Genomic DNA, 23373 nt, shown 5'->3' with positions numbered 1-23373 from the left:
AGCCACATTAAAGCGTGATATACCATCGGGATAACCTGCACGGTTGGTCAACAATGAGGGGTGCTATGAACGGCTTAATGAAACTCGATCGCATCGATATCAATATCCTGGTGCAACTACAAAAAGATGGCCGTATCAGCAACGTCAATCTGGCCGACGCCGTTGGACTTTCCCCCAGCCCTTGCCTGCAACGGGTGAAACGTCTGGAGCAGGCTGGTTTTATCACCGGTTATGAAGCACACATCAACCTCACCAAAATTACCGACTCAGTGACGGTGTTTACCGAAGTCACCCTGTCTGGTCATCGCCGCGAAGATTTTATGAAGTTTGAAAGCGCCGTGCGCGATGTGGACGAACTGATGGAGTGCCATCTGATTACCGGCGGTTATGACTATTTGCTGCGTTTTATTACCCGCAGCATTGAACATTACCAGGAAGTGATTGAGAAGATGCTGGATGCACAAATCGGCATCGATAAGTATTTCAGTTATATCGTGATTAAGTCACCGATTATGAAGAGTAGCGTGCCGTTGAGGTCGCTGATTGCGAAGCAGAATTCGGTGGAATTTGGGGTGTGATTCCGCTTTATAGCGGGCAGTTGCACTGAGCTTATTTCGTTCGCCACAGGTGTGATTTCGTTCGCACTGAGCGGGTTTCGTTCGCCTCAGGCTGATGCAGTTTCAGCTCGCCGGTGCGGCGACCGAGCAAAGGGTGCCTGGCCGCACCCTTTGCAATCCCGGGCCTCGCGCCAGCCTCCCTCGCCGCTACGCGGTGTTTTTTGCGCGATAAATCGCGCCGCTACAACTGCCGACGGACCGGCGGCGATTCGCTCCTGCTCAACGCCGCCTTTCGCCGCATCCATGCGGCTCATCCTGGCAGCCTTCATTCGCTCAGCGAGTCCGGATGGCGCCCCACCCACCGCTGCACGCTTTTTATTTATCTGTTTTTTTCTTCTCGCTTTTGATTTTTATTTTTAGCTTTTTGTTTTTTCCTGCGGTCTTTCAGGTGGTGGGGTGGGCGGCATCCACAGCGCCGAGCGCAGAGGGAAGGCCAGGGCGAGCCGCATGGATGCGGCGAGAGAGCGGAATGAGCCATGGATGGCGAATCCGCGCGGTCCGTGCGGCCTGAGTGATAAGCGAGGGAACAGCGCGTAGCGCTGCGCGAGGACGCCGCAGGGCGCGGATTGTTAAGGCCCGCGCCTTCGGGCCTTAACCCGTCCGCCTGCACGTTACAACTGAAACTCCCCAATGCCTGGCGGGCGGAACCTTCTCAGAGCCAGCGGGCCAAACCTTCCCGGTGTCAACCCGCTGCCGCCAGCGCCCGGCGAGCGCCTCTCGCCACCGCCCCAACCCGGTCTGGATCCCACCCCCACAGCATAAAATTTCTCCACCGCCCAAAATTCCCTTTATCTTAGCTGTTCAGGCTTCGGCTTCAGCCGCTACGCTTGCTCATCCACCCTTACACTCAATTTATCCCTTTACAAGGAGTTGCCATGACCGCTTTAACCCTTGCCGATCATCTGTGGCAGCGCGATGACTTCATCATCTCTACCGAACGTCAGCGCCTTGATGTTGACTGGATTCATTATCAACTGGCCGAACGTTCTTACTGGGCCAAGGGCCAACCACGCGCGAAAACCGAGCGTGCTATCGCGGGGTCACTGCCGTTTGGTTTGTACCAACAGAATCAGCAAATCGGGTTTGCCCGGCTGATCACTGACTACACCCGATTTGGCTGGCTGTGTGATGTGATCATCGATGAAAACTGGCGTGGTCACGGTCTTGGCAGTTGGCTGGCAACCTGTGTGCGGGCGCACCCGGAATTGCTAACCGTACACCGCTGGATGCTTTCGACCAATGATGCCCATCAGCTGTATCAGCGCCTTGGCTGGCGCGTGGTGCAGGACCCGCACAAGCTGATGGAATTTCCTCTCTCCTGATAACGGATAAAAACCATGTATCGTGTTGGCGTAGATATTGGCGGCTCCTTCACTGATTTTGCCGTCCTGAATGAGCAAACCAATCAGATTCACACCTTAAAAGTCCTCTCAAGGCCGGATCAGCCCGGCAGTGAGATTCTTACCGGATTGGCACAGTTGGAGCAGCGTGACGGTATCGCGCCGCAGCACATCGATTACTTTACGCACGGCACCACGGTGGGCATCAACGCGGTGATCCAACGGCGCGGAGTCAAACTGGCGCTGTTTGCCACGGACGGGTTTTGCGATGTGCTGGAACTGGCGCGGCTGAAGATTCCGCACATCCACGATCTGTTCTCACGCCGACCCGCCCCGTTGATTTCCCGTGACCGGGTTTTCGCCATCAAAGAACGTACCGACCGCCACGGCGAGGTGTTGCAGGCAGTGGATCGCCAAACGGTACTTGAGGCGATCGCCGGGGCGAAAGCGGCGGGGTGCCAGGGGATTGTGGTGGCGTTGCTGCACAGCTATCGCAACCGCCACAATGAAGCCGCCGTCAAAGCCATTATCAATGAACAGGCACCGGAACTCCTGACCTCCTGTTCGGCCGATATCTGGCCCATTATCCGCGAGTATGAACGCACCATCACCGCCACCATCAATGCTTATGTGCAACCCATGGTGATCAACTACCTCGAATCCTTTGAACGTGCGCTGAAAACCATGGGTGTGGTGCCGCCGCCGCGCATCACTAAATCCAACGGTGGGGTGATGGGGGTGGAGCAGGCGAAAAGCGAGTGCGTGCAGATGGTGCTGTCCGGTACCGCCTCCGGCGTGATCGGTGCCAGCTTCCTCGCCAGCGCCTGTGGATTCGACAAAATCCTCAGTCTGGATATTGGCGGTACCAGCGCTGATGTGGCGGTGATTATCGATGGCCAGGTGGCGCAGGGGAACGGCGAAATCATCGGTGATTTTCCTATCTATATCCCGTCCGTGGCGGTGACGTCCGTGGGACAGGGCGGCGGTTCGCTGGCATGGATCGATAATCAGGGCGTACTGCAAATGGGGCCGGACAGCGCGGGTTCACTGCCGGGGCCGGTCTGTTTCCAACGCGGCGGGACGCAACCAACCGCCACCGATGCCTTTGCCGCCTGCGGCATGATCGGCCACGGCGATTTGGGCTATAACGCGGTACAGGTCGATGTTGCTGCGGCGCGTGCGGCGTGGCAGCCACTGGCGAATAAGCTCAATATTTCCGTGGAGGAGACGGCGGAAACCGCCATCGAACTGGCGATCTCCAGCATGTACAGCGATACCAGCGGTTTGTTGTCGCGTTTTGGTCTCGATCCGCGTGAATTCTGGTTCCTCGCGTTTGGTGGTGCGGGTCCGATGATGGGCTGCTTCCTTGCGCGTGAATTGAATATGAAAGGGGTCATCGTGCCGCCGACGCCAGGGGTGTTATCGGCGCTGGGTGGCCTGGTGGCGGATATCCGTAACGACTTTATCCGCACCCTCTACAGCGACCTCGATAGCTCGCTGGCGGATAAACTGGCGACCGAAGCCGACGCGTTAAGTCAGCGCGCATGCGGCTGGCTCAGTGAGCAACACGGAGCCGGGATGCCATTCACCCTGCACTACAGCGCGGATATGCGCTATCGCGGGCAATCGTTCGAAATTGAGGTAGCGCTGGAGGCGTCCTGGCTGACCCAGGCCAACGTCAAAGCTCTGCATGATGCCTTTGACCGTCAGCATCAGCAGCTGTTTGGTCATTGTGATGCCAGTGCACCGGTGCAGATTATTAACCTGCGTCTGGTCATTGCCTCACCGACACCCAAGCCGACGCTGAATCGACTGGCCGCTGCTGAGGGGCCGGTGGCGGTGGCGAAGCAGGTCAGTGCCTGGATCGATGGCGCACAGCATCAGGTCGATGTGGTGCTACGTGCCAGCCTGGGGGCAGGCCATCAGCTATCTGGCCCGGTGATCATCGCGCAGGACGACTGCACGACCTGCGTGCCGCCGCAGATGCAGGTCCGGGTGGATGAATTTGGCAATTTATTGATTACCCCGCTGGAGGTGAACTGAGATGGCGATTGACGGACGTAACCTGCAAATCCTCGCTAACTACTGTGCAGCAGCGGCTGATGCAATGGCGTTCACCCTGATGCGCACGGCGCACTCCACCTTTGTCAAAGAAACCGAAGATTTCTCCTGCCAGATTGTCAGCCGCGATGGGCTGGCGTTTGCCTCGCCGCGTAGCTTCGGTGCCCCCTGGTACAGCGGCATTGATTATGCCCCGGTGCTGGCGTTGATCGACCACTACGACGAGGGGGATATCTGCATTACCAACGATTCCTACGCTGGCAACGTTGCCACCCACTCGCCGGATATCCATATCTGGAAGCCGGTGTTTCATCAGGGCGCTATCGTCTGCTTTGTCGTCGGGCATATCCACAACACCGATGTTGGCGGAGCCGTGCCCGCGTCGCTGTCGCGTTCCCTGACCGACATCGTGCAGGAAGGCATCCGTATTCCACCGCTGAAAATCGTGCGTAATGGCGAACTGAATGAAGAAGTGGCGCGTATTATGCGCCTTAACGTGCGCGTGCCGGATCAAAACTGGGGGGATTTCAAAGCACAACTCGCCTCCGTCAACGTTGGGGAGCGTAAAATCCACGAGATCATTGCCCGCTTTGGCGTCGAGGATTTTCTTCAGGGCATCGAAGGCATTCTTGATTACGCCGAGCGGCAGGCGCGCAGCATTATCGCCACCATTCCCGACGGTGAATATTTCTATGCTGACTTTGCTGATGAAGACGGCGACGGCGGCTACCCGTGTCGCGTGGCGATCACCCTGCGCGTGCAGGGAGAGACGCTGGAGCTGGATTACACCGGCAGCGACCCACAGCTGGCTTCTTCGTTGAATATGCCAACCGGCGGACGTGAGCGTCACCCGCTGGCGCTGGTCGGCGTCACTTATGTGCTCTCGACACTGGATCGTAACCTGCTGCTCAATGCCGGTACGCTGCGCCCGACGCGTGCCATACTGCCGCCGGGGACGGTGATGAACTGTGAAGCGCCAGCGGCGGTCGGGATGCGCTCGCTGACCTGCGCACTATCGCAGATTGCTACCATTGGCGTGTTTTCACAGGCGATACCGGATCGCCTGCCTGCCAACTCGCCGGGCGGTAACTCGATCATGAATATCCGCACCAGCGATGCCGCCAATCGTAGCGTGGTGGCGTCACTCGGGCCGGTGGGCGGTGGTGCGGGCGGCACGCCGCGCCATGATGGTCCGGATGGGTCCGGGGGGCTATCGGCCTTTCTGAAAAATACGCCGATTGAGATAAACGAAGCAGAAGTGCCGATCCATTTCCATCGCTACGGCCTGACGGCTGACAGCGCCGGGGCCGGACGTTTTCGCGGCGGGCTGGCTACCGAGATGGTGTTCGAGATCTTCGCACCGGATACGCTGGTCACTGCGCGCAACCGCAACCGTTCGGTGTTTGCCTCGGCAGGGGTGTTGGGCGGGCTGCCTGGTGGTTTGTCTCATTTCCGCACCCTGCGTGACGGCGAGGTGATCGAGCATGGCAATACTGATGTGATCCGCTGCCAGCCGGGCGACATTGTTGAAGTGCGTGGTCCGGGAGCGGGAGGGTATGGCCTGCCGGTGCAGCGGGATGAACAGGCGGTACTCAACGATGTGCGCTGTGGCTTTGTCAGTCACGCGGCTGCCCGCGCCGCCTATGGCGTGGTGATTGTCGATAACCAGATTGATCACGCGGCTACCGCACGCTTGCGTAGTGAAATGGGTCAGCAGGCCAGCGCGCACTTTGATCACGGCGCCGCGCGCGATGCTTTTGAAGCGCTGTGGACGCCAGAACGTTATCAACTGTTGACCACGTTTTTGGCCGCTGCGCCGGTTGGCTGGCGTCATTTTCTTAAGCAGCAAGTGTTCAAAGCGGTGGCGGCAGGGGCAGCCACCGACATCGCGCCACAGATGCACGCCATCTTTGCCAATTTACGTCAGCGCTATCCGGCGATGAAGGTGTGATGGCGCACAACGCGCTAAATCCTTTATGGCGTTCCTGCCAGGCTTAGTCTCTTTGCCCGATGGCATCGTCATCGGGCTTGGCTCATTTCAGGAGAGTCTCAGCATGGCAACAGCAAAACGTCCGGTATGGTTTATTTCCGGCTGCTCCACGGGCTTTGGCCGGGAACTGGCGCAGCAGGCGATTGCAAGAGGATTCAACACCGTGGTAACGGCGCGCGATCCGGCAAAAGTGCAGGATTTGGTCGAGGGCCACAGCAACGCCCTGGCGCTGGCGTTAGATGTGACACAGCAGGCAAGCATTGATGCTGCGGTAGGTAAGGCACTGGCGACCTTTGGTACCCTCGATGTGCTGGTAAATAACGCGGGTTATGGCTATCAAAGCTCGGTCGAAGAGGGCGAGGAGCAGGAAATCCGCGCGCAGTTTGATGCCAACGTGTTCGGCCTGTTCGCCCTGACGCGAGCCGTTCTGCCCACGATGCGCAAAGCGCGCAGCGGCCATATTATCAACATTACCTCCGTGGCCGGATTTATCGGCTTTGCCAGCTCCGGTTATTACTCTGCCAGTAAACACGCGGTGGAAGGCTGGTCCGATTCGCTGGCGCTGGAAACTGCCCCTCTGGGCATCCACGTCACCTGCGTTGAACCCGGACCGTTCCGCACCGACTGGGCAGGTCGTTCGCTGCATCAGACGCCAAGTAAATTGCCGGAATACGCCGACACGGCGGCAGCACGGATGAAGGCCACCTCTGAATACAGCGGCACCCAGGCGGGTGACCCGGCCCGCGCCGCCAGTGCGATGATCGCCATCACTGAAAACGCCAACCCACCGCGCCATCTGGTGATGGGGGCGTGGGGTTATGACGCAGTGACCAATAAATTAAAAGAGCGGCTGGCGCAGATTGAGGCGTGGAAGCAGACGTCGATTGATACCGATTTCCCGCAATAAGATTAAGACGCGCGAAAAATCGCGCCGCTACAGTACACGTATCCGTAGCGGCGCGATTTTTCGCGCAATGTTTTAAACCATCCTTTCCAGCTCCTCAAACGGCACCGCCTGGCTAAACAAATACCCCTGCAACTGGTTGCAGCCAGCGTCGGCAAGGGCGCTCATCTGACCTTCGGTTTCCACCCCTTCGGCGGTCACCATCAGTCCCATGGCGTGGCCCAACCGCACCACCGATTCAATGATGGCCGCTGAATTCTGCGCCACCCCTAACGATTGGGTAAACGAACGGTCGATTTTGATTTTGTCGACCGGGAAGGTACTGAGGTAGTTGAGGCTGGAATAGCCGGTGCCAAAATCATCCAACGCAATGCGGAAACCGGCGCTGCGTAACGCGATGATGTTATTACGCGCTTCATGCTCATCTTCAATCAATACGCCTTCGGTAATTTCCAGCTCCAGGCGTTGGGGGTCGGCCCCTTCGGACTGCACAATTTCAATCATACGCTCGACAAAACCGCTGGCGCGAAACTGCACCGGTGAGACGTTAACCGCCACAATCAACTGCGGCAGGCGCAACGAGGTTTTACAGGCCTCGCGCAGCACCCATTCCCCCAGCGGGATGATCAGCCCGGTTTCTTCGGCGATAGCGATAAATTCGCCCGGCGGCACTTCGCCCCGCTCCGGGTGTTGCCAGCGTAACAGCGCTTCGACACCATCGACGCGCTGGCCGCTGATCTCCATCAACGGCTGATACCACACCGCCAGTCCGTCAAAATGCAGCAGCGCCTGGCGTAGATCGGCGGCAATTTGCTGGCGGGTACGCAGTGACTCGTCCATCACCCGTTCAAACTGACGAAACTGACCGCGTCCGCTATTTTTCGCTTCGTACAGGGCGATATCGGCTTTGCGCATTAACTCCTGACGATCCAGTCCATCCTTGGGTGCCAGCGCCAGGCCGATGCTGGCACCAATCCAGGCTTCACTGCCAAACAACTGATAAGGCTCGCTGAGGGCGCTGATGATGCGTTTTGCCAGCGACTGGACTTGCCCAATATTGTCTACATCTGGCATCACGATAATAAATTCGTCACCACCAATGCGGCCCACGGTATCACTGGCGCGCACGATACTGGTTAAGCGGTGCCCGACCTGAATAATCAGTTCATCTCCGGCATGGTGACCATAGGTATCATTGATGGTCTTGAAACGATCGAGGTCGATAAGCAGTAAGGCAACGCGGTGGTCATAGCGGGCGGCCATCGCTAGCGCCTGGGAAAGGCGATCCTCCACCATTGAACGATTAGGCAGACCGGTCAACACATCGTGAAATGCCAGATGTTGCGCCTGCGCTTCGCTGGCTCCCAGCCTGAGCAGCGACTGGGACAGACTGAGCGACGAGGTCCAGATACGTCGGACCATAAACAGGCACACCAGGGTAATCATCACCACCGACAACAGGGTAGAAGGGCCGATGGTGCGCAACATCTGTGCGCCAGGCCGATCCGGCTCCCAGCTGATATACCCCACCGGTTCGCCCTGTTGTGAGTTGAGCAGATAATGTGCCTTGTTATTCGGCTGCGGCGCGTTGCCGCTGAAATGTAGTTGACGCAGTTGGCTGCGATTCGCTAACCCGTACAGATAGTGGTCGTCGAGATATTTAACGCTGACCAGCCGATAGCGTCCCGGCTGATGGGCATCTCCGTTGATATCTCCCACCGCCAGCGAAGCGGCACGATCGCCAATACGCACAAAATCGGCCCGGTCCTCAGGCGGGTGGTTACTGTCGCTGGCGTTTAGCAGTGCGCTGTTCAACATCGCCTGCACCTGCGGCTCCACATGACGATCCGGCATCCACTGGCCGTTGCGCCACACGTCCACCAGTTGATTATCGCGCCCCAATATCAGCACCAGTTCATGATCGAACATTTGATATAACCAACTGCCGACATTCTCATCCAGCCAACGTTGGTCGGGTTGCGGCAAATCCAGTTGGCTGGCTAACGGTGCCCACCGTGTCAGGCTGCGCAGTTGACGCAGGTGCTCCGTCAGGCTTTGTTCGAAGGAGGCCTCAATCATCCGTTGCTGCTGTTCTTGTGCTTCGTTATTGGTCAGCCGGGTACCCCAAAACAGGCCCGCACCCGCACCGGCAAAGGTCAGCAACAGAATGGCCGTTAACGGCAAAATCACTTCACGCACAAAATTGCGGCGGAAACCGTCTGACAGTTTGATTGTATTAATCATTTTAAAAGTCGCGTAACAAGGAGGGATCATGATTTAAGTTAGCAGAAGTCTGAAAAGCTGCATTACGCAAGGGAAGCGTTAATGTTGTGAAAAAGGCAGAAAAATTGTTGAGCGCCGTCACAAAGGAAACAGTTAAAAATTTTTTATTAAAACACCTGCTATGGCAGTCACGTTTTGCTGCCCAAAAGCAAATTCATCAGCACGTCATTGAGCCGTCACGGCTTTGTCATTTGCCTCAGCCAAGGTAGTCGCCATCCCGCAGCGCCTCTTGCTGCGTTTCCTCAACACTCGCCAGCGAGGTATTGATGGTGATGGAGATATCCAGACATCCGACCACTGTGTATCAGGCAGTCGCCGCTCAACTGGAGCAGGCGTTGCAGCAACAATATCGCTGCGGCGATTACTTGCCTTCCGAACAACAGCTGGCCGCACATTATGAAGTCAACCGCCACACGCTGCGTCGCGCAGTGGACGAACTGGTGAATAAAGGGTTGCTGCAACGGCGTCATGGCGTGGGCATCCTGGTACTGATGCGTCCTTACGACTACCCGTTGCATGCACAGGCACGCTTCAGTCAGAACCTGCTGGAGCAGGGCAGCCATCCTACCAGCGAACGTCTGTTGGCGGTGCTGCGCCCGGCCAGCCACGATGTGGCAACCGCGCTTGGCGTCAATGAAGGCGACAACGTGATCCACCTGCGAACTCTGCGTCGCGTCAATGGTGTGCCGGTCTGCGTGATTAATCACTATCTGTCCGAACTGAGCTGGTGGCCCGCGTTACAGCAGTTCCACAGCGGATCGCTGCATGACCACCTGCAACAGCATCTCGGATTGCAACTGACCCGTTCACAAACCCGTATCAGCACCCGCCGTGCACAGGCCAAAGAGTGTCAACAACTGGAGATTGCCTTGCAGTCGCCGGTGTTGTGCGTGCGCACCCTGAACAAAAACAGCGACGGTCAGGTGGCGGAGTACTCCGTCAGCCTGACGCGTGGCGACATGATTGAACTGACTCTGGAGCACTAATGAAACAACCAACAGCCCGCCAGAACTGGCTCTCGGTGCTGGCCCACAGTGATGCCAGCGTGCTGGAAGCGCACTGGCAGCCGCTGCGTCTCGCCCCGAGTTTTGAATGCGTCCGTCCGGCAGAAACCGGTCTGACCCGTTTGCAGGCCCGCATGGGTGGCAGCGGCAAACGCTTCGTGATGGGCGATGCCACGGTGACGCGCGCGGTGGTGAAGCTGCACGATGGCACCCTTGGATTTAGCTATGTGCTGGGCCGTGACAAAGCCCATGCCGAGCGCTGCGCATTGATCGATGCCTTATTACAGCAGCCGGAAACCCAGGCGCTGATTGAAGAAAAAGTGATTGCCCCGCTGGCGGCCCTGCGTGAAGAACAGCGTCAGCTGCGCGCACGTGAAATCGCCAGCTCCAAAGTGGATTTCTTTACGCTGGTTCGCGGAGATAACTGATGACATTACTGGCAAGTTTTAACCATCCGGTGGCAGACGCTCAGCGCGCTTTTCGCCGCATTCTGAAAGCGATGAGCGAGCCGGGTGTGATGGTGGCCTTACCGCTGACGCAGGGCTGGGGCGATCTGTCACCGGCGGCAACGGCAGTGCTGCTGACGCTGGTCGACCAGGAGAGTGCATTGTGGCTGGATGGCAAGGTAGATAATGAACTGCTGCGCAATAACCTGCGTTTTCATACCGGTGTGCCGATTGTCAGCGAGCGCGATGCGCCTTTTGCCCTGACCCATGCCAGTGCCAATCCCGATCCGGCTCAGTTCGCCGCCGGAGACAATCTGTCCCCTGAAAAAAGCACCACGCTGATTGTGGAAGTCCCGGCGCTGAATGGCGGCCTGACGCTACGCCTCTCCGGCCCTGGCCTGCGTGAATCGCGCGCCATTGCGCCGCAATTGCCGGAAGCGATCCTGCATTACCTGCGCGAACGTCCACATCCGTTCCCGCAGGGCGTCGATCTGATCTTCACCTGCGGCGAAGCGATGATGGCACTGCCGCGTACCACCGATGTGGAGGTGTGCTGATGTACGTGGCGGTGAAAGGGGGCGAAAAGGCGATTGCCAGCGCCCATGAACTTCAGGCCGACCTGCGACGTGGCGATCGCGCACTGGCAGAACTGCATTGTGACCAGCTGGCCGCGCAGCTCGGTCTGGCGGTGGACCGCGTGATGACCGAAGGTGGCATCTATGATCCCCAGCTGGCGGCGCTGGCGATCAAACAGGCCAGCGGCGATTTAGTCGAAGCGATTTTCCTGCTCCGCGCCTATCGCACCACGCTGCCACGTCTGGCTGACAGTCTGGCGCTGGCTACGGACGCCATGCGTATCGAACGCCGCATCTCCGCGGTGTACAAAGATCTGCCAGGCGGCCAGGTGCTTGGCCCGACCTATGACTATAGCCATCGTCTGCTGGATTTTACCCTGCTGGCAAATGGTGAAACCCCGACGGCACCGCGTGATGATCAGGCGCTACCTGAGCATTGCCCGCACATGTTCAGCATGATGACGGCGGAAGGGCTGGCGGCGCACGAAGTGGATGATGGCAGCGAGCCCTGCGATATCACCCGTGAACCACCGACCTTCCCGGCATCACGTGCGGCACGCCTGCAACAACTGGTACGCGGTGACGAAGGCTTCTTGCTGGCGCTTGGCTATTCTACCCAGCGTGGCTATGGCCGTAACCACCCGTTCGCCGGTGAGATCCGCACCGGTTATCTCAGCGTTTCCATCTGCCCGGAGGAACTGGGCTTTGAGATTGAGATCGGGGAAATCCTGCTAACCGAGTGCGAGATGGTCAACGGCTTTACCACCCAGGGCGACAGCGCACCGCACTTCACCCGTGGCTACGGCCTGGTGTTTGGCCGTGCCGAACGCAAGGCGATGGCGATGGCGCTGGTGGATCGTGCGCTACAAACCCGTGAGTACCAGGAGCGCATCACCAGCCCGGCACAGGACGAAGAGTTTGTGCTGGCCCATGCCGACAATGTGGAAGCCGCAGGCTTTGTTTCGCACCTGAAGTTGCCGCACTACGTCGATTTTCAGGCGGAGCTGGAGTTGCTCAAGCGGCTGCGCCAACAGTATCAGGAGCAGAATGATGAGTGAACTGAGCGGCTATAACAGCGGCTATCTGGATGAGCAGACCAAACGCACTATCCGCCGCGCCATCCTGAAAGCGGTGGCGATCCCAGGTTATCAGGTGCCCTTTGCCGGGCGCGAAATGCCGATGCCTTACGGCTGGGGCACGGGCGGCATTCAGATCACCGCCAGCATCATTGGCGATCAGGATGTGCTGAAGGTGATTGACCAGGGGGCCGACGATACCACCAACGCGGTATCGATTCGTCGCTTCTTCCAGCGGGTCAGCGGTGCGGCCACCACGGAGCGCACCCATGATGCGACCCTAATTCAGACGCGTCACCGCATCCCGGAGACGCCTCTGGAGGAAGATCAAATCCTGATTTTCCAGGTGCCGATCCCCGAGCCACTGCGCTTTATCGAACCGCGTGAAACCGAGACCCGTACCATGCATGCGTTGGAGGAGTACGGCATCATGCAGGTCAAACTGTATGAGGATATCGCCCGCTACGGCCATATCGCCACCACCTACGCATACCCGGTGAAGGTCAACGATCGCTACGTGATGGACCCGTCGCCGATCCCCAAATTCGACAACCCCAAGATGCATATGATGCCAGCACTGCAACTGTTTGGTGCCGGGCGTGAGAAACGCATCTATGCGCTGCCGCCGTATACCAAAGTGGAAAGCCTCGACTTCGACGATCATCCGTTCAGCGTGCAACAGTGGGATCAACCCTGTGCGCTGTGCGGTTCCCGCCACAGCTACCTTGATGAGGTGGTGATGGATGATGCCGGTACGCGCATGTTCGTCTGCTCCGATACCGATTTTTGCCACCAGCAGCAGGAACAACAGCATGCACAGTGAACAGCCGCTGCTTGCGGTCAATAACCTTACCCACCTCTATGCACCCGGCAAGGGGTTTGAAGAGGTGAGTTTTGAACTCTATCCCGGCGAAGTGCTGGGGATTGTGGGCGAATCCGGTTCCGGTAAAACCACCTTGCTGCGCAGCCTGTCAGCCCGCCTGGCACCGCAGCAGGGCAACATTATCTATCGCGATCAGGATCTGTATCAGTTAAGCGAGAGCGAGCGACGCCGTCTGTTACGCACCGAATGGGGGGTGGTACATCAACATCCCCTTGATGGCCTGCGCCCGCAGGTGACGGCGGGGGGCAATATCGGCGAGCGGCTGATGGCGGTCGGCCAGCGCCACTACGGCAACATTCGTGCTGAAGCGATGCGCTGGTTGCAGGATGTGGAGATCCCGGCTGGGCGTATTGATGACCTGCCGACCACCTTCTCCGGCGGGATGCAACAGCGCTTGCAGATTGCGCGCAACCTGGTGACGCAGCCGACGCTGGTGTTTATGGATGAACCGACCGGCGGGCTGGATGTGTCGGTGCAGGCACGTCTGCTTGACCTGCTGCGCACGCTGGTACGCGAACTCAATCTGGCGGTGGTGATCGTGACCCATGATCTCGGCGTGGCGCGGTTGCTGGCGCATCGTCTGCTGGTGATGAAACAGGGCAGGGTGGTGGAAAGTGGCCTCACCGATCGGGTGCTGGACGATCCACACCATCCTTATACCCAACTGCTGGTCTCTTCGGTGCTCAATTAATGGCGGAGTTAACCATGAATACGCAACTGCGCGTGGAGAAGCTGTGTAAGACCTTTGTGCTGCATAACCAGAGCGGCGTGGCGCTGCCGGTGTTGCATGATGCCAACCTTGAGGTTAACGCCGGGGAGTGTGTGGTGCTGCATGGCCGCTCCGGTAGCGGAAAATCAACGCTGTTACGGGCGCTGTACGGCAACTATCAGGCCAACAGCGGCCATATCTGGCTGCAACACGAGGGGGCGTGGATCGATATGGCTCAGGCTCCGGCACGCCAGATCCTTGCCATTCGCCGCGATACCGTCGGCTGGGTCAGCCAGTTTTTGCGCGTCATCCCGCGGGTACCGACGCTGGAAATCGTGATGCAGCCACTGCTGGAGCGCGGCGTGGAACGCGCCTTCTGCGAAAAGCGCGCCAAAGAGTTGCTGACACGTCTGCATGTGCCGCAACGGTTGTGGTCGCTGGCACCCTCCACGTTTTCTGGCGGGGAGCAACAACGCGTCAATATCGCGCGTGGCTTTATCGCCGACTATCCGGTGCTGCTGCTGGATGAACCGACCGCCTCGCTGGACAGCGCCAACAGTGCTGCCGTGGTGGAACTGATTGAACAGGCACGGGCGCGTGGCGCGGCCATCGTGGGTATTTTTCATGACGAAGCGGTGCGCAGCCGGGTGGCCGATCGCTTGCACGTCATGCAGCCGGTACAAACAGGAGTAGAAGCATGATCGTGAATAATGTCCGACTGGTACTGGAAGATGAACTGGTGTCGGGATCGCTCGAAATTCGAGATGGGCGTATCGCCAGCTTTAGCGACAGCAACAGCCAGCAGCCCGGCGCGTTGGATGGCGAGCAGGCATATTTGTTGCCGGGGCTGGTGGAACTGCACACCGACAACCTCGATAAATTCTTTACGCCGCGTCCGAAAGTGGACTGGCCAGCCCATTCAGCGATGAGCAGCCATGACGCGCTGATGGTCGCCAGCGGCATCACCACGGTGCTGGATGCGATTGGCGTCGGCGACGTGCGTGACGGCGGGCATCGCCTCGATAACCTCAACAAAATGATCGATGCCATCCGCGACAGCAACCGCAAAGGGCTGAACCGCGTTGATCACCAGCTGCATCTGCGCTGTGAACTGCCTTACCACACCACGCTGTCGTTGTTTGAAGCGTTGGTCACCACGCCAGAATTGTCGCTGGTGTCACTGATGGATCACTCGCCAGGGCAGCGTCAGTACGCGTCGCTGGAGAAGTACCGTGATTACTATCAGGGCAAGTATCAGCTGAATGATCAGCAGATGGATGAGTTTGAGCGTGAGCAACTGGCGCTGGCAGCCGAATGGTCCCAACCGAACCGTAACGCGATTGCTGCCATGTGCCGGGCGCGAGGTATCCCGATTGCCAGCCATGACGATGCGACTGCCGCGCATGTTGCCGAGTCACATGAGGTCGGCAGCGCTATCGCCGAGTTCCCCACCACGCTGGAAGCGGCGGCAGCCTCGCGTGCCTGCGGGATGCAGGTCCTGATGGGCGCGCCCAATATTGTGCGTGGCGGTTCGCACTCCGGCAACGTTGCAGCCTGGGAGCTGGCGAGCGCCGGTTTGCTGGATATTCTTTCCTCCGATTACTATCCGGCCAGCCTGCTGGACGCGGTGTTCCGTTTAGTGGCAGATGAACGCAACACGCTGGATCTGCCGCAGGCGATGGCGTTGGTGACACGTAATCCGGCACATGCGATTGGTTTACGCGATCGCGGCATTATCGCTGAAGGACTGCGTGCCGATCTGGTGCTGGCGCATACCGATCACGGCCATCCGCATATCCGGCATGTCTGGTCACAGGGCAGGTTGGTGTTCTGATGGCGCGCCTGATCTGGCTGACCGGGCCATCCGGCTCGGGTAAAGACAGCCTGCTCAACGCACTGCGCGAAGCGCCGCCAGATCGGCTGGTGATCGCCCATCGCTATATTACCCGCCCGGCGGATGCGGGCGGTGAAAACCATGTGGCGCTGAGCGAGGCCGAATTCCGGCGGCGTGACGCGCTCGGGTTGTTCGCGTTGAGCTGGCAGGCGCACGGGCTGTCGTATGGCCTCGGGACGGAGATCGATCAGTGGCTGGATCGCGGGCTGAATGTGTTGGTGAACGGTTCGCGTTTGCATCTGCCGGTGGCGCAGCAGCGCTACGGCAGCCAGTTGCTGCCGCTGGTGTTGCAGGTGTCGCCGGAAATACTGGCGACGCGTTTGCGTCAGCGGGGGCGGGAAAGCGAGGCGGAGATTGCCCGACGTCTGGCGCGCGCCGCCGAACCCTTGCCTGCGCACAGCTTCCCGTTGAATAACGATGGGGCGTTGGTGGAGACGCTCGCCCAGCTGCGTGAGTGGCTGTAGCGGCGCGATTTATCGCGCGTAGTTTTTGTACTATCGTGCGGGTTTCGTTCGCCATAAGCTGATGTAGTTTCAGTTCGCCGGTGCGGCGACCGAGCAAAGGGTGCCAGGCCGGACCCTTTGCAATCCCGGGCCTCGCGCCAGCCTCCCTCGCCGCTTCGCGGTGTTTTTTGCGCGATAAATCGCGCCGCTACAACTGCCGACGGACCGGCGGCGATTCGCTCCTGCTCAACGCCGCTTTTCGCCGCATCCATGCGGCTCATCCTGGCAGCCTTCATTCGCTCAGCGAGTCCGGATGGCGCCCCACCTGCCGCTGTAGCTGCCGTTATCTTTTTGTTTGTTTCTTTTCGCTTTTTGCTTTTTTTTCTGCGGTCTTTCAGACGGTGGGGTGGGCGGCATCCGCAGCGCCGAGCGCAGAGGGAAGGCCAGGACGAGCCGCATGGATGCGGCGAGAGAGCGGAATGAGCCATGGATGGCGAATCCGCGCGGTCCGTGCGGCCTGAGTGATAAGCGAGGGAACAGCGCGAAGCGCTGCGCGAGGACGCCGCAAGGCGCGGATTGCAAAGGTCCGCGCCCTCGGACCTTTGCCCGTCCGCCTGCACGTTACAACTGAAACTCCCCAATGCCTGGCGGGCGGAACCTTCTCGATGTCAGTCCGCACCAGCGAGCGGAACCTTCTCGGTGCAACCCGCTGCCGAAACATCCTCGCCGCCAAACCGCTGTCACCGTTTGATCATTTAGCTGTCATCAAGTCTTCATCGCCTTTGGCCGTAATAAGCGGGCAATTCACACCTCAGATGAAACGGAGCGGAATATGGCACAGGCATTACTGAAGACCGTGATCGACAATCCTTATGTTCCGCACATTCAGCAGGGCCATAAGGTGCTGTCGGTGCAGGGACTGTGCAAGGCATACGGCGAAAATCGCGTGCTGGATAATGTCAGTTTCGATCTGCATGCGGGGGAACTGGTAGCGGTGATTGGTCGCTCTGGCGCAGGCAAATCGACATTGTTACATATGCTGAACGGCACCATCAGTGCGTCCGAAGGGGCGATTATTAGCGCCGAGCAGCGCGATGTGGTGAAACTCAACAGCCGCCAGATGCGTGAATGGCGCAGCGAATGCGGCATGATCTTCCAGGACTTTTGCCTGGTACCGCGTCTCGATGTGTTGACCAACGTATTGCTTGGCCGCCTCAGCCAGACCTCAACGCTGAAATCCTTCTTCAAAGTGTTTTCCGAAACCGACCGTGCTCAGGCTATCGAACTGTTGCAGTGGATGAACATGCTGCCGCAGGCACTGCAACGTGCTGAGAACCTGTCTGGTGGCCAGATGCAGCGTGTGGCGATCTGCCGTGCGTTGATGCAGAACCCGAAAATCCTGCTGGCCGATGAGCCGGTGGCTTCACTTGATCCGAAAAACACCAAACGCATCATGGACGTGCTGCGCCAGGTCAGCGAACAGGGCATCAGCGTAATGGTGAACCTGCACTCGATTGAACTGGTGAAAAATTACTGCACCCGCGTGATCGGTATCCAGCGCGGCAAAGTGCTGTTTGACGGACATCCTTCGCAGTTGACCGACGGCCTGCTGCACGAGCTGTACGGCGACGAAATTAACCAGCTCCACTAACTCCCACGGCAAGAGAATAACCACCAATGAAACTGACTTCTTTAGCTTTACTGACTGGCGCTCTGATGGCTTTTGGCGTTAACGCAGCGGATGCACCAAAACAGCTTAACCTCGGGATTCTGGGCGGTCAGAACGCCACCCAGCAGATTGGCGACAACCAGTGCGTGAAAACCTTCTTCGACAAAGAACTGAATGTCGACACGCAACTGCGTAACTCGTCTGACTATTCAGGCGTGATTCAGGGACTGCTGGGTAACAAGATTGACCTGGTATTGAGCATGTCACCCGCTTCATATGCCTCGGTCTACCTGCAAAATCCGAAAGCCGTGGATATCGTCGGTATTGTGGTGGATGACAAAGACGGTTCGAAAGGTTACCACTCAGTGGTCATTGTGAAGGCCGACAGCCCGTACAAAAAACTGGAAGATCTGAAAGGCAAATCGTTTGGTATGGCTGACCCGGACTCCACCTCGGGCTTCCTGATGCCAAACCAGGCGTTTAAGAAAGAGTTCGGCGGTACGGTCGATGACAAATACCAGGGCACCTTCTCTAACGTGACGTTTTCTGGTGGTCACGAGCAGGACATTCTCGGCGTGCTGAATGGCCAGTTTGATGGCGCAGTGACCTGGACCTCACTGGTGGGTGATTACAACAGCGGTTACACCTCGGGTGCCTTTGGCCGTCTGATTCGTATGGACCACCCGGATCTGATGAAGCAGATTCGCATCATCTGGCAGTCGCCGCTGATCCCGAATGGCCCGATCCTGGTGAGCAACAATCTGCCCGCTGACTTTAAACAGAAAGTGGTGGATACCATCAAGAAACTGGATAAAGAAGATCATAGCTGCTTTGTTAAAGCAGTGGGCGGTGAGCAGCATATTGGTGCAGCAACTGTAGCGGATTATCAGAACATCATCGATATGAAACGTGATTTGATGAAGGGTAGTCGCGGGTAGACCTCTGCGGTTTGTGACCCTCACCCCGGCCCTCTCCCATAAGGGAGAGGGAGATGTGCAATATGCTCGATCTGTTCCCTCTCCCATAAGGGAGATGTGCCATATACTCGATCTGTTCCCTCTCCCGCTTGCGGGAGAGGGTTAGGGTGAGGGTCACAGACCGCACCTCACACCCCACACAACCACAGGACCTTCCCCTTTGACCGACTTCGAACACTACTACCAACGCATCCGACGCCAGCAAAAGCGTGACACGCTGCTGTGGTCGCTGCTGCTGGTGGCGCTGTATCTCGCTGCGGGCAATATCGCAGAATTCAACCTGGTGACGGTCTGGCAGTCGCTGCCGCATTTCTTTGACTACATCGGCGAAACCATGCCAGTGCTGCATTTGCCGCTGCTGTTTGCCGATGTCAAAACTGAAGGTTCTCTCGCTTACTGGGGCTACCGCCTGCATATCCAGCTACCGCTGATCTGGGAAACGCTGCAACTGGCGGTTTCCTCTACGCTGTTGGGGGTGGGTATCGCTGCGGTGCTGGCGTTTTTCGCCGCCGATAATACGCAGACGCCGAAGAGTGCACGCGTTGCTATCCGTGCCTTTGTCGCCTTTCTGCGCACCATGCCGGAACTGGCGTGGGCGGTGATGTTTGTCATGGCGTTTGGCATCGGCGCAATACCCGGCTTTCTCGCGCTGGCGTTGCACACGATCGGCAGCCTGACCAAATTGTTTTACGAAGCGATTGAAAGCGCCTCAGACAAACCGGTACGCGGCCTCGCTGCCTGCGGTGCCAACAAATTGCAGCGGATGCGTTTTGCCTTCTGGCCGCAGGTCAAACCGACCTTTCTCTCCTACAGCTTTATGCGTCTGGAGATCAACTTCCGCTCCTCGACCATTCTTGGTCTGGTCGGCGCGGGGGGCATCGGCCAAGAGCTGATGACCAATATCAAACTGGATCGTTACGATCAGGTCAGCATCACGCTGTTGCTGATCATTGTGGTGGTGTCGCTGCTGGATACGCTCTCCGGCTGGTTACGCCGCCGCGTGGTGGAAGGAGAACGTGCATGATTGCCCTGGCCCCGGATATCGCTAAGCTGAAGCAGCAACACCCGGCATTGTTTGCGGCGCAAAATCGCTACCTGCGCCGCATCGCGCTCATCGCGCTGGCGGTAGTGCTTTATTACGTGTTTTTCTTTGCCTTCTTTGGTATCGAATGGAGTCGCCTGCTGATTGGCTGCCAGCAGCTGGGACGTTATTTCCTGCGCATGTTTGTCTGGCAGGATTTCGCCAACTGGCCGTTTGGTTACTACCTGTCACAGATTGGCATCACGCTGGCAATTGTCTTTGCCGGAACCCTCACCGCCACATTGCTGGCATTACCGATCTCCTTCCTGGCGGCGCGTAATGTGATGCACGATCCTATCACCCGACCGATTTCGCTGCTGGTACGCCGTCTGCTGGATATATTGCGTGGCATCGATATGGCGATTTGGGGCCTGATCTTTGTGCGTGCCGTAGGAATGGGGCCGCTGGCCGGGGTACTGGCGATTGTGATGCAGGATATCGGTCTGCTCGGCAAACTCTATGCGGAAGGTCATGAAGCGGTAGAACGCTCGCCCAGCCGCGGTCTCAGTGCAGTCGGGGCCAACAGTTTGCAGAAGCATCGCTTCGGCATTTTTACCCAATCGTTCCCTACCTTTCTCGCGCTCAGTCTGTATCAGATTGAATCCAACACCCGTTCGGCGGCGGTGCTGGGTTTTGTCGGCGCGGGTGGCGTTGGCCTGGTGTATGCCGAGAACATGCGCCTGTGGAACTGGGACGTGGTGATGTTTATTACGATTATCCTCGCCGCCATCGTGATGATCATGGATGTTATCTCCAGCCGTCTGCGTAAACGCTATATCAGTGGGAAAGCGGTGCCGTTGTGGCAGCCCGCCGCGCGCGATTAAGCCGTTCACTGCGTTGCCAGGCGCGTTCCAGCGCCTGCACCAGCTGTGTTTGCTGCCAGGGCTTCGCCAGCCGCTCGCACAACGGCAACATCACCGGTGTCTGGCGCAGATCCTGCCCGCTAATCAGCAACGTGGCGAGGTGGGGATACTGCTGCTGGGCCTGACGAATCACATCGGCACCATTCAGGCTACCCGGTAGCATCAGATCGCTGATCAGCAACTCTATGTCAGGCGTCTGGCGCAGCAGCGCCAGCGCGCTTTCACCCTCGCTACACTCCAGTGTTAAATAACCCAACTGATGCAGATGTTCGCACAGTGTCTGGCGTACTGCCGGTTCATCGTCGAGCACCAATACCAGCCGATCGGCGCTGTCGCTCAGGATGGCGGGGAGGGGGGCAGGGGCAGATGGCGTCACTTCCGGCGCGCGGGGTAACAATAGGCGTACCGTGGTGCCCTGGCCGGGCGCGGTCTCCAGTTCGATCTGCCCGCCGGATTGCCGCACAAAGCCATACACCATTGACAAGCCCAGCCCGCTGCCACTGCCCAACGCTTTGGTGGTGAAGAAGGGTTCAAACACCTGGCTACGCACCTCGGCGGACATGCCGCAACCGTGATCGATCACTTCAATGCTGACGCGATCGCCTTCATCACGGTGCTGATGCCAGATGCGCAGGCGGATTGCGCCGCTCTGCTTCTCCATGGCATCTCGGGCGTTGACCACCAGATTCATCAACGCGTTTTCCAACTGTCCGGCGTCGATCCATGCGGGCCAGCCGGGGCGCGGTGCCTCGATCACCAAATGCTGGCCGGGCAGCAGTGAGTGCTGCAACAACCCTTGCAGGTTATCCACCAACTCCACCACGGACACGGCACGCGGGTAGAGCGCCTGTTTACGTGAAAAGGCCAACAGCCGCTGTGTCAGTTGCGCCGCGCGGTCAGCTGCCTGGCGGGCGCGTTCAATCCGGCTGGCAAGGGTGCCGGGCGGCAGTTGATCGACGGTCAGGGCCAGGCTGCCGATAATCACCGCCAGCAGATTATTGAAATCATGTGCCAGTCCACCGGTGAGCTGACCGACTGCTTTCATCTTCTGGCTATGCAGCAGCGCTTCCTCCAGCGCTTTGCGGGTGGTGCGTTCCAGCACGGTGTTGACCATGCCGCGCCGTGGCACTGGACTGAAGCGCAGTTCCAGAGTGCGGCCATCCGCCAGCCGCACCTCCTGCGCTTCTCCCAGCCCATGCAGTTCAATTTCCAGCCGCTTTAGCAATTGCTGGTAATGCAGGCCGCGATGCAGTTCACGGGGGGCAATCCCTAACAGCTGCGCATATTGCGCATTCCAGACCACCAGTTCGCCGCCGTTGTCGAACAGGGCAAAACCATCGCGCATCGCCAGAAAGGTCGATTCCAGTTGGTTGCTTTTCTCTTTTAACAGTCGCGACGTGTGTGCCAGCGAGGCGGTATTGCGGGCGAAGACATTGAAGGCGCGCGCCAGATCCCCCAGCTCATCGCGTCGTGTCAGTCCGGGGACGTTGACGCTTTTCTCCCCTTGTGCCAGGCGTGTCATGGCGTGGGCGATAGCAGTGAGACTGGAGCCCAGGTTGCGATAAATGTAATAACCGGCATAACCGGTGATCAGCAGAGCCAGCAACATAAACAGCACGATAAAACCGATGATGGAATCCAGCTCCTGATGCGTCGCCTGGCTACGCGCTTCATTCTGTTGCGCCACCTGTTGCACATAGTGGGTGATGTCATCATTCAGCATCGCCACCAGCGCTTTAATGCGATAGGTGGCGTAGGCAATGGCGATATCACTCTGTTCAAGTTGGCTGGCGACCGGCAGTAAACTTTGTTGGGTACTCACCAGTTGCTGCACTTTGTCGGCCAGTACACCCTGCAATGGCACGGCAGACCAGGCCGCGTTGAGTGAATTCAGTTGGCGCACCGCCGCCTGGGGCGCGGTGGATTGGATCGCGACCGTCAACAGACGCGCGGTTTGCTGGCGCAGATCGAGCGACAAGGGCTGGGTCGTCACCAGACTATGAATATGGTTGAGCAGCAACTGCGATTGCCACAGCCCACTGAGCATCACATTGCGTTGCAGATGGCGCTCGTGACCTTTTAACAACAGCTGATTGATGCTCTGTTCCAGCATCTGACTGCGTTCACGAATCCGTTGCAACAGCGCCGGTTGCTGTCCGGCCAGCGGTGCGCTGGCCAATAAATTCAGCGACTGCTGCAACGCCTGTTGGGTTTGTTGTAGCTGCGCCGATTCGCTTTGGTATTCGAGTGCGCCAACCACTTGTGACAGGCGCACCGCCGCTGTCGCCACATTGGCGGTATCACGGGCCAGTGCCAGGCTGCCGTTCATATCCGCCAGCGTTTGCGCCTGCGCCTGTTCCTGAATGTGACCGGCGTGGCGAAATCCGCTAATTGCCACCAGGCCTACCGCCAGCGTGACGCACACCACCAGCAGGTTAAACAACAGCAGGCGACCCCGTGCGCCCAGACTCCGACTCATGTTGCGCCCTCCAACCCGCTCCACTCAGCGCGAGTATAGAAGTGGGCCTGCGGCGAAATATGACAAATATAAATGGCGA

The 23373-nt window shown here is 58.4% G+C and carries 20 protein-coding genes; 18 read left to right on the top strand and 2 right to left on the bottom strand.

All coding sequences use genetic code 11. The features are described 5' to 3' along the window. The first annotated feature begins 65 nt into the window (after window positions 1–65). The 5 genes from PAT9B_RS12485 (at window position 66) to PAT9B_RS12460 (ending at window position 6915) form a co-directional block, all read left to right on the top strand. A complete protein-coding gene (locus tag PAT9B_RS12485) occupies window positions 66–578 on the top strand; it encodes an Lrp/AsnC family transcriptional regulator (protein ID WP_013509631.1) in 513 nt (170 codons plus the stop codon). A gap of 914 nt (window positions 579–1492) precedes the next feature. After that, entirely contained in the window at window positions 1493–1939 is a 447-nt protein-coding gene (locus PAT9B_RS12475) for a GNAT family N-acetyltransferase (RefSeq protein WP_013509630.1), read from the top strand. 15 nt (window positions 1940–1954) lie between these two features. After that, window positions 1955–4000 (top strand): hydantoinase/oxoprolinase family protein, encoded by a 2046-nt coding sequence (locus PAT9B_RS12470; protein ID WP_013509629.1) that lies wholly within the window; start codon window positions 1955–1957, stop codon window positions 3998–4000. A 1-nt stretch (window position 4001) separates the two neighbouring features. Then, on the top strand, window positions 4002–5969 hold the full coding sequence (locus tag PAT9B_RS12465) for a hydantoinase B/oxoprolinase family protein (protein WP_013509628.1): 1968 nt from the start codon (window positions 4002–4004) through the stop codon (window positions 5967–5969). Window positions 5970–6072: 103 nt separating this feature from the next. Continuing rightward, entirely contained in the window at window positions 6073–6915 is an 843-nt protein-coding gene (locus PAT9B_RS12460) for an oxidoreductase (RefSeq protein ID WP_013509627.1), read from the top strand. A gap of 72 nt (window positions 6916–6987) precedes the next feature. Here the strand turns inward: PAT9B_RS12460 and PAT9B_RS12455 are convergent, their stop codons facing one another. Beyond that, window positions 6988–9156, bottom strand: coding sequence for an EAL domain-containing protein (locus PAT9B_RS12455; protein ID WP_041525812.1), 2169 nt, complete (start codon window positions 9154–9156; stop codon window positions 6988–6990). A 311-nt stretch (window positions 9157–9467) separates the two neighbouring features. On the opposite strand from PAT9B_RS12455, the gene phnF reads away from it, so the two are divergent. From phnF to phnE (PAT9B_RS12390), 13 genes are all read left to right on the top strand, one after another. After that, window positions 9468–10181, top strand: a complete 714-nt coding sequence (gene phnF, locus PAT9B_RS12450; protein WP_041525965.1) for a phosphonate metabolism transcriptional regulator PhnF — start codon at window positions 9468–9470, stop codon at window positions 10179–10181. Then, complete coding sequence (phnG, locus tag PAT9B_RS12445; protein WP_013509624.1) at window positions 10181–10627, top strand: phosphonate C-P lyase system protein PhnG; 447 nt, start codon at window positions 10181–10183, stop codon at window positions 10625–10627. The genes phnF and phnG overlap by 1 nt, the downstream gene beginning before the upstream one ends. Next, entirely contained in the window at window positions 10627–11202 is a 576-nt protein-coding gene (gene phnH / locus PAT9B_RS12440; RefSeq protein WP_013509623.1) for a phosphonate C-P lyase system protein PhnH, read from the top strand. The genes phnG and phnH overlap by 1 nt, the downstream gene beginning before the upstream one ends. Continuing rightward, entirely contained in the window at window positions 11202–12278 is a 1077-nt protein-coding gene (locus PAT9B_RS12435; protein WP_013509622.1) for a carbon-phosphorus lyase complex subunit PhnI, read from the top strand. The genes phnH and PAT9B_RS12435 overlap by 1 nt, the downstream gene beginning before the upstream one ends. Continuing rightward, complete coding sequence (locus PAT9B_RS12430) at window positions 12271–13119, top strand: alpha-D-ribose 1-methylphosphonate 5-phosphate C-P-lyase PhnJ (protein WP_013509621.1); 849 nt, start codon at window positions 12271–12273, stop codon at window positions 13117–13119. Before PAT9B_RS12435 ends, PAT9B_RS12430 begins: the two co-directional genes overlap by 8 nt. Beyond that, window positions 13109–13870: a phosphonate C-P lyase system protein PhnK gene (gene phnK / locus PAT9B_RS12425; protein WP_013509620.1), complete on the top strand. Its 762-nt coding sequence runs from the start codon at window positions 13109–13111 to the stop codon at window positions 13868–13870. Before PAT9B_RS12430 ends, phnK begins: the two co-directional genes overlap by 11 nt. 14 nt (window positions 13871–13884) lie before the next feature. After that, window positions 13885–14589 (top strand): phosphonate C-P lyase system protein PhnL, encoded by a 705-nt coding sequence (gene phnL, locus PAT9B_RS12420; RefSeq protein ID WP_013509619.1) that lies wholly within the window; start codon window positions 13885–13887, stop codon window positions 14587–14589. Further along, complete coding sequence (gene phnM / locus PAT9B_RS12415; protein ID WP_013509618.1) at window positions 14586–15722, top strand: alpha-D-ribose 1-methylphosphonate 5-triphosphate diphosphatase; 1137 nt, start codon at window positions 14586–14588, stop codon at window positions 15720–15722. Before phnL ends, phnM begins: the two co-directional genes overlap by 4 nt. Continuing rightward, window positions 15722–16246: a ribose 1,5-bisphosphokinase gene (gene phnN / locus PAT9B_RS12410; RefSeq protein ID WP_013509617.1), complete on the top strand. Its 525-nt coding sequence runs from the start codon at window positions 15722–15724 to the stop codon at window positions 16244–16246. The genes phnM and phnN overlap by 1 nt, the downstream gene beginning before the upstream one ends. Before the next feature lie 811 nt (window positions 16247–17057). Next, window positions 17058–17876, top strand: coding sequence for a phosphonate ABC transporter ATP-binding protein (gene phnC, locus PAT9B_RS12405; protein ID WP_013509616.1), 819 nt, complete (start codon window positions 17058–17060; stop codon window positions 17874–17876). A gap of 26 nt (window positions 17877–17902) precedes the next feature. Further along, window positions 17903–18832: a phosphonate ABC transporter substrate-binding protein gene (gene phnD, locus PAT9B_RS12400; RefSeq protein ID WP_013509615.1), complete on the top strand. Its 930-nt coding sequence runs from the start codon at window positions 17903–17905 to the stop codon at window positions 18830–18832. A 199-nt stretch (window positions 18833–19031) separates the two neighbouring features. Then, window positions 19032–19895: a phosphonate ABC transporter, permease protein PhnE gene (gene phnE / locus PAT9B_RS12395; protein ID WP_013509614.1), complete on the top strand. Its 864-nt coding sequence runs from the start codon at window positions 19032–19034 to the stop codon at window positions 19893–19895. Next, the gene (gene phnE, locus PAT9B_RS12390; RefSeq protein WP_013509613.1) at window positions 19892–20776 is read left to right on the top strand and encodes a phosphonate ABC transporter, permease protein PhnE; all 885 of its coding nucleotides are present in this window, start codon (window positions 19892–19894) and stop codon (window positions 20774–20776) included. Before phnE (PAT9B_RS12395) ends, phnE (PAT9B_RS12390) begins: the two co-directional genes overlap by 4 nt. Here phnE (PAT9B_RS12390) and PAT9B_RS12385 read toward each other — a convergent pair. Continuing rightward, window positions 20730–23294 carry an ATP-binding protein gene (locus PAT9B_RS12385; RefSeq protein ID WP_013509612.1) on the bottom strand — a complete coding sequence of 855 codons (2565 nt, stop codon included), beginning with the start codon at window positions 23292–23294 and terminating at the stop codon, window positions 20730–20732. The genes phnE (PAT9B_RS12390) and PAT9B_RS12385 overlap by 47 nt on opposite strands. Window positions 23295–23373: the final 79 nt, after the last annotated feature.

The organism is Pantoea sp. At-9b, assembly GCF_000175935.2.
In the GTDB taxonomy this organism is placed as follows: Bacteria; Pseudomonadota; Gammaproteobacteria; order Enterobacterales; family Enterobacteriaceae; genus Pantoea.
The sequence above is the reverse complement of the archived record's forward strand: the minus strand, read 5'-3'. Positions and strand labels throughout refer to the sequence as shown.

Excerpts from the sequence above, each read along its gene's own strand:
- PAT9B_RS12455 (WP_041525812.1), bottom strand. The coding sequence starts at position 9,156 with ATGATTAATACAATCAAACTGTCAGACGGTTTCCGCCGCAATTTTGTG.
- phnF (WP_041525965.1), top strand. The coding sequence starts at position 9,468 with ATGGAGATATCCAGACATCCGACCACTGTGTATCAGGCAGTCGCCGCT.
- PAT9B_RS12465 (WP_013509628.1), top strand. The coding sequence starts at position 4,002 with ATGGCGATTGACGGACGTAACCTGCAAATCCTCGCTAACTACTGTGCA.
- PAT9B_RS12385 (WP_013509612.1), bottom strand. The coding sequence starts at position 23,294 with ATGAGTCGGAGTCTGGGCGCACGGGGTCGCCTGCTGTTGTTTAACCTG.
- phnD (WP_013509615.1), top strand. The coding sequence starts at position 17,903 with ATGAAACTGACTTCTTTAGCTTTACTGACTGGCGCTCTGATGGCTTTT.
- phnL (WP_013509619.1), top strand. The coding sequence starts at position 13,885 with ATGAATACGCAACTGCGCGTGGAGAAGCTGTGTAAGACCTTTGTGCTG.
- phnH (WP_013509623.1), top strand. The coding sequence starts at position 10,627 with ATGACATTACTGGCAAGTTTTAACCATCCGGTGGCAGACGCTCAGCGC.
- phnM (WP_013509618.1), top strand. The coding sequence starts at position 14,586 with ATGATCGTGAATAATGTCCGACTGGTACTGGAAGATGAACTGGTGTCG.
- phnC (WP_013509616.1), top strand. The coding sequence starts at position 17,058 with ATGGCACAGGCATTACTGAAGACCGTGATCGACAATCCTTATGTTCCG.
- phnE (WP_013509613.1), top strand. The coding sequence starts at position 19,892 with ATGATTGCCCTGGCCCCGGATATCGCTAAGCTGAAGCAGCAACACCCG.
- phnK (WP_013509620.1), top strand. The coding sequence starts at position 13,109 with ATGCACAGTGAACAGCCGCTGCTTGCGGTCAATAACCTTACCCACCTC.
- PAT9B_RS12485 (WP_013509631.1), top strand. The coding sequence starts at position 66 with ATGAACGGCTTAATGAAACTCGATCGCATCGATATCAATATCCTGGTG.
- phnG (WP_013509624.1), top strand. The coding sequence starts at position 10,181 with ATGAAACAACCAACAGCCCGCCAGAACTGGCTCTCGGTGCTGGCCCAC.
- PAT9B_RS12435 (WP_013509622.1), top strand. The coding sequence starts at position 11,202 with ATGTACGTGGCGGTGAAAGGGGGCGAAAAGGCGATTGCCAGCGCCCAT.
- PAT9B_RS12475 (WP_013509630.1), top strand. The coding sequence starts at position 1,493 with ATGACCGCTTTAACCCTTGCCGATCATCTGTGGCAGCGCGATGACTTC.
- phnN (WP_013509617.1), top strand. The coding sequence starts at position 15,722 with ATGGCGCGCCTGATCTGGCTGACCGGGCCATCCGGCTCGGGTAAAGAC.
- PAT9B_RS12430 (WP_013509621.1), top strand. The coding sequence starts at position 12,271 with ATGAGTGAACTGAGCGGCTATAACAGCGGCTATCTGGATGAGCAGACC.
- PAT9B_RS12460 (WP_013509627.1), top strand. The coding sequence starts at position 6,073 with ATGGCAACAGCAAAACGTCCGGTATGGTTTATTTCCGGCTGCTCCACG.
- PAT9B_RS12470 (WP_013509629.1), top strand. The coding sequence starts at position 1,955 with ATGTATCGTGTTGGCGTAGATATTGGCGGCTCCTTCACTGATTTTGCC.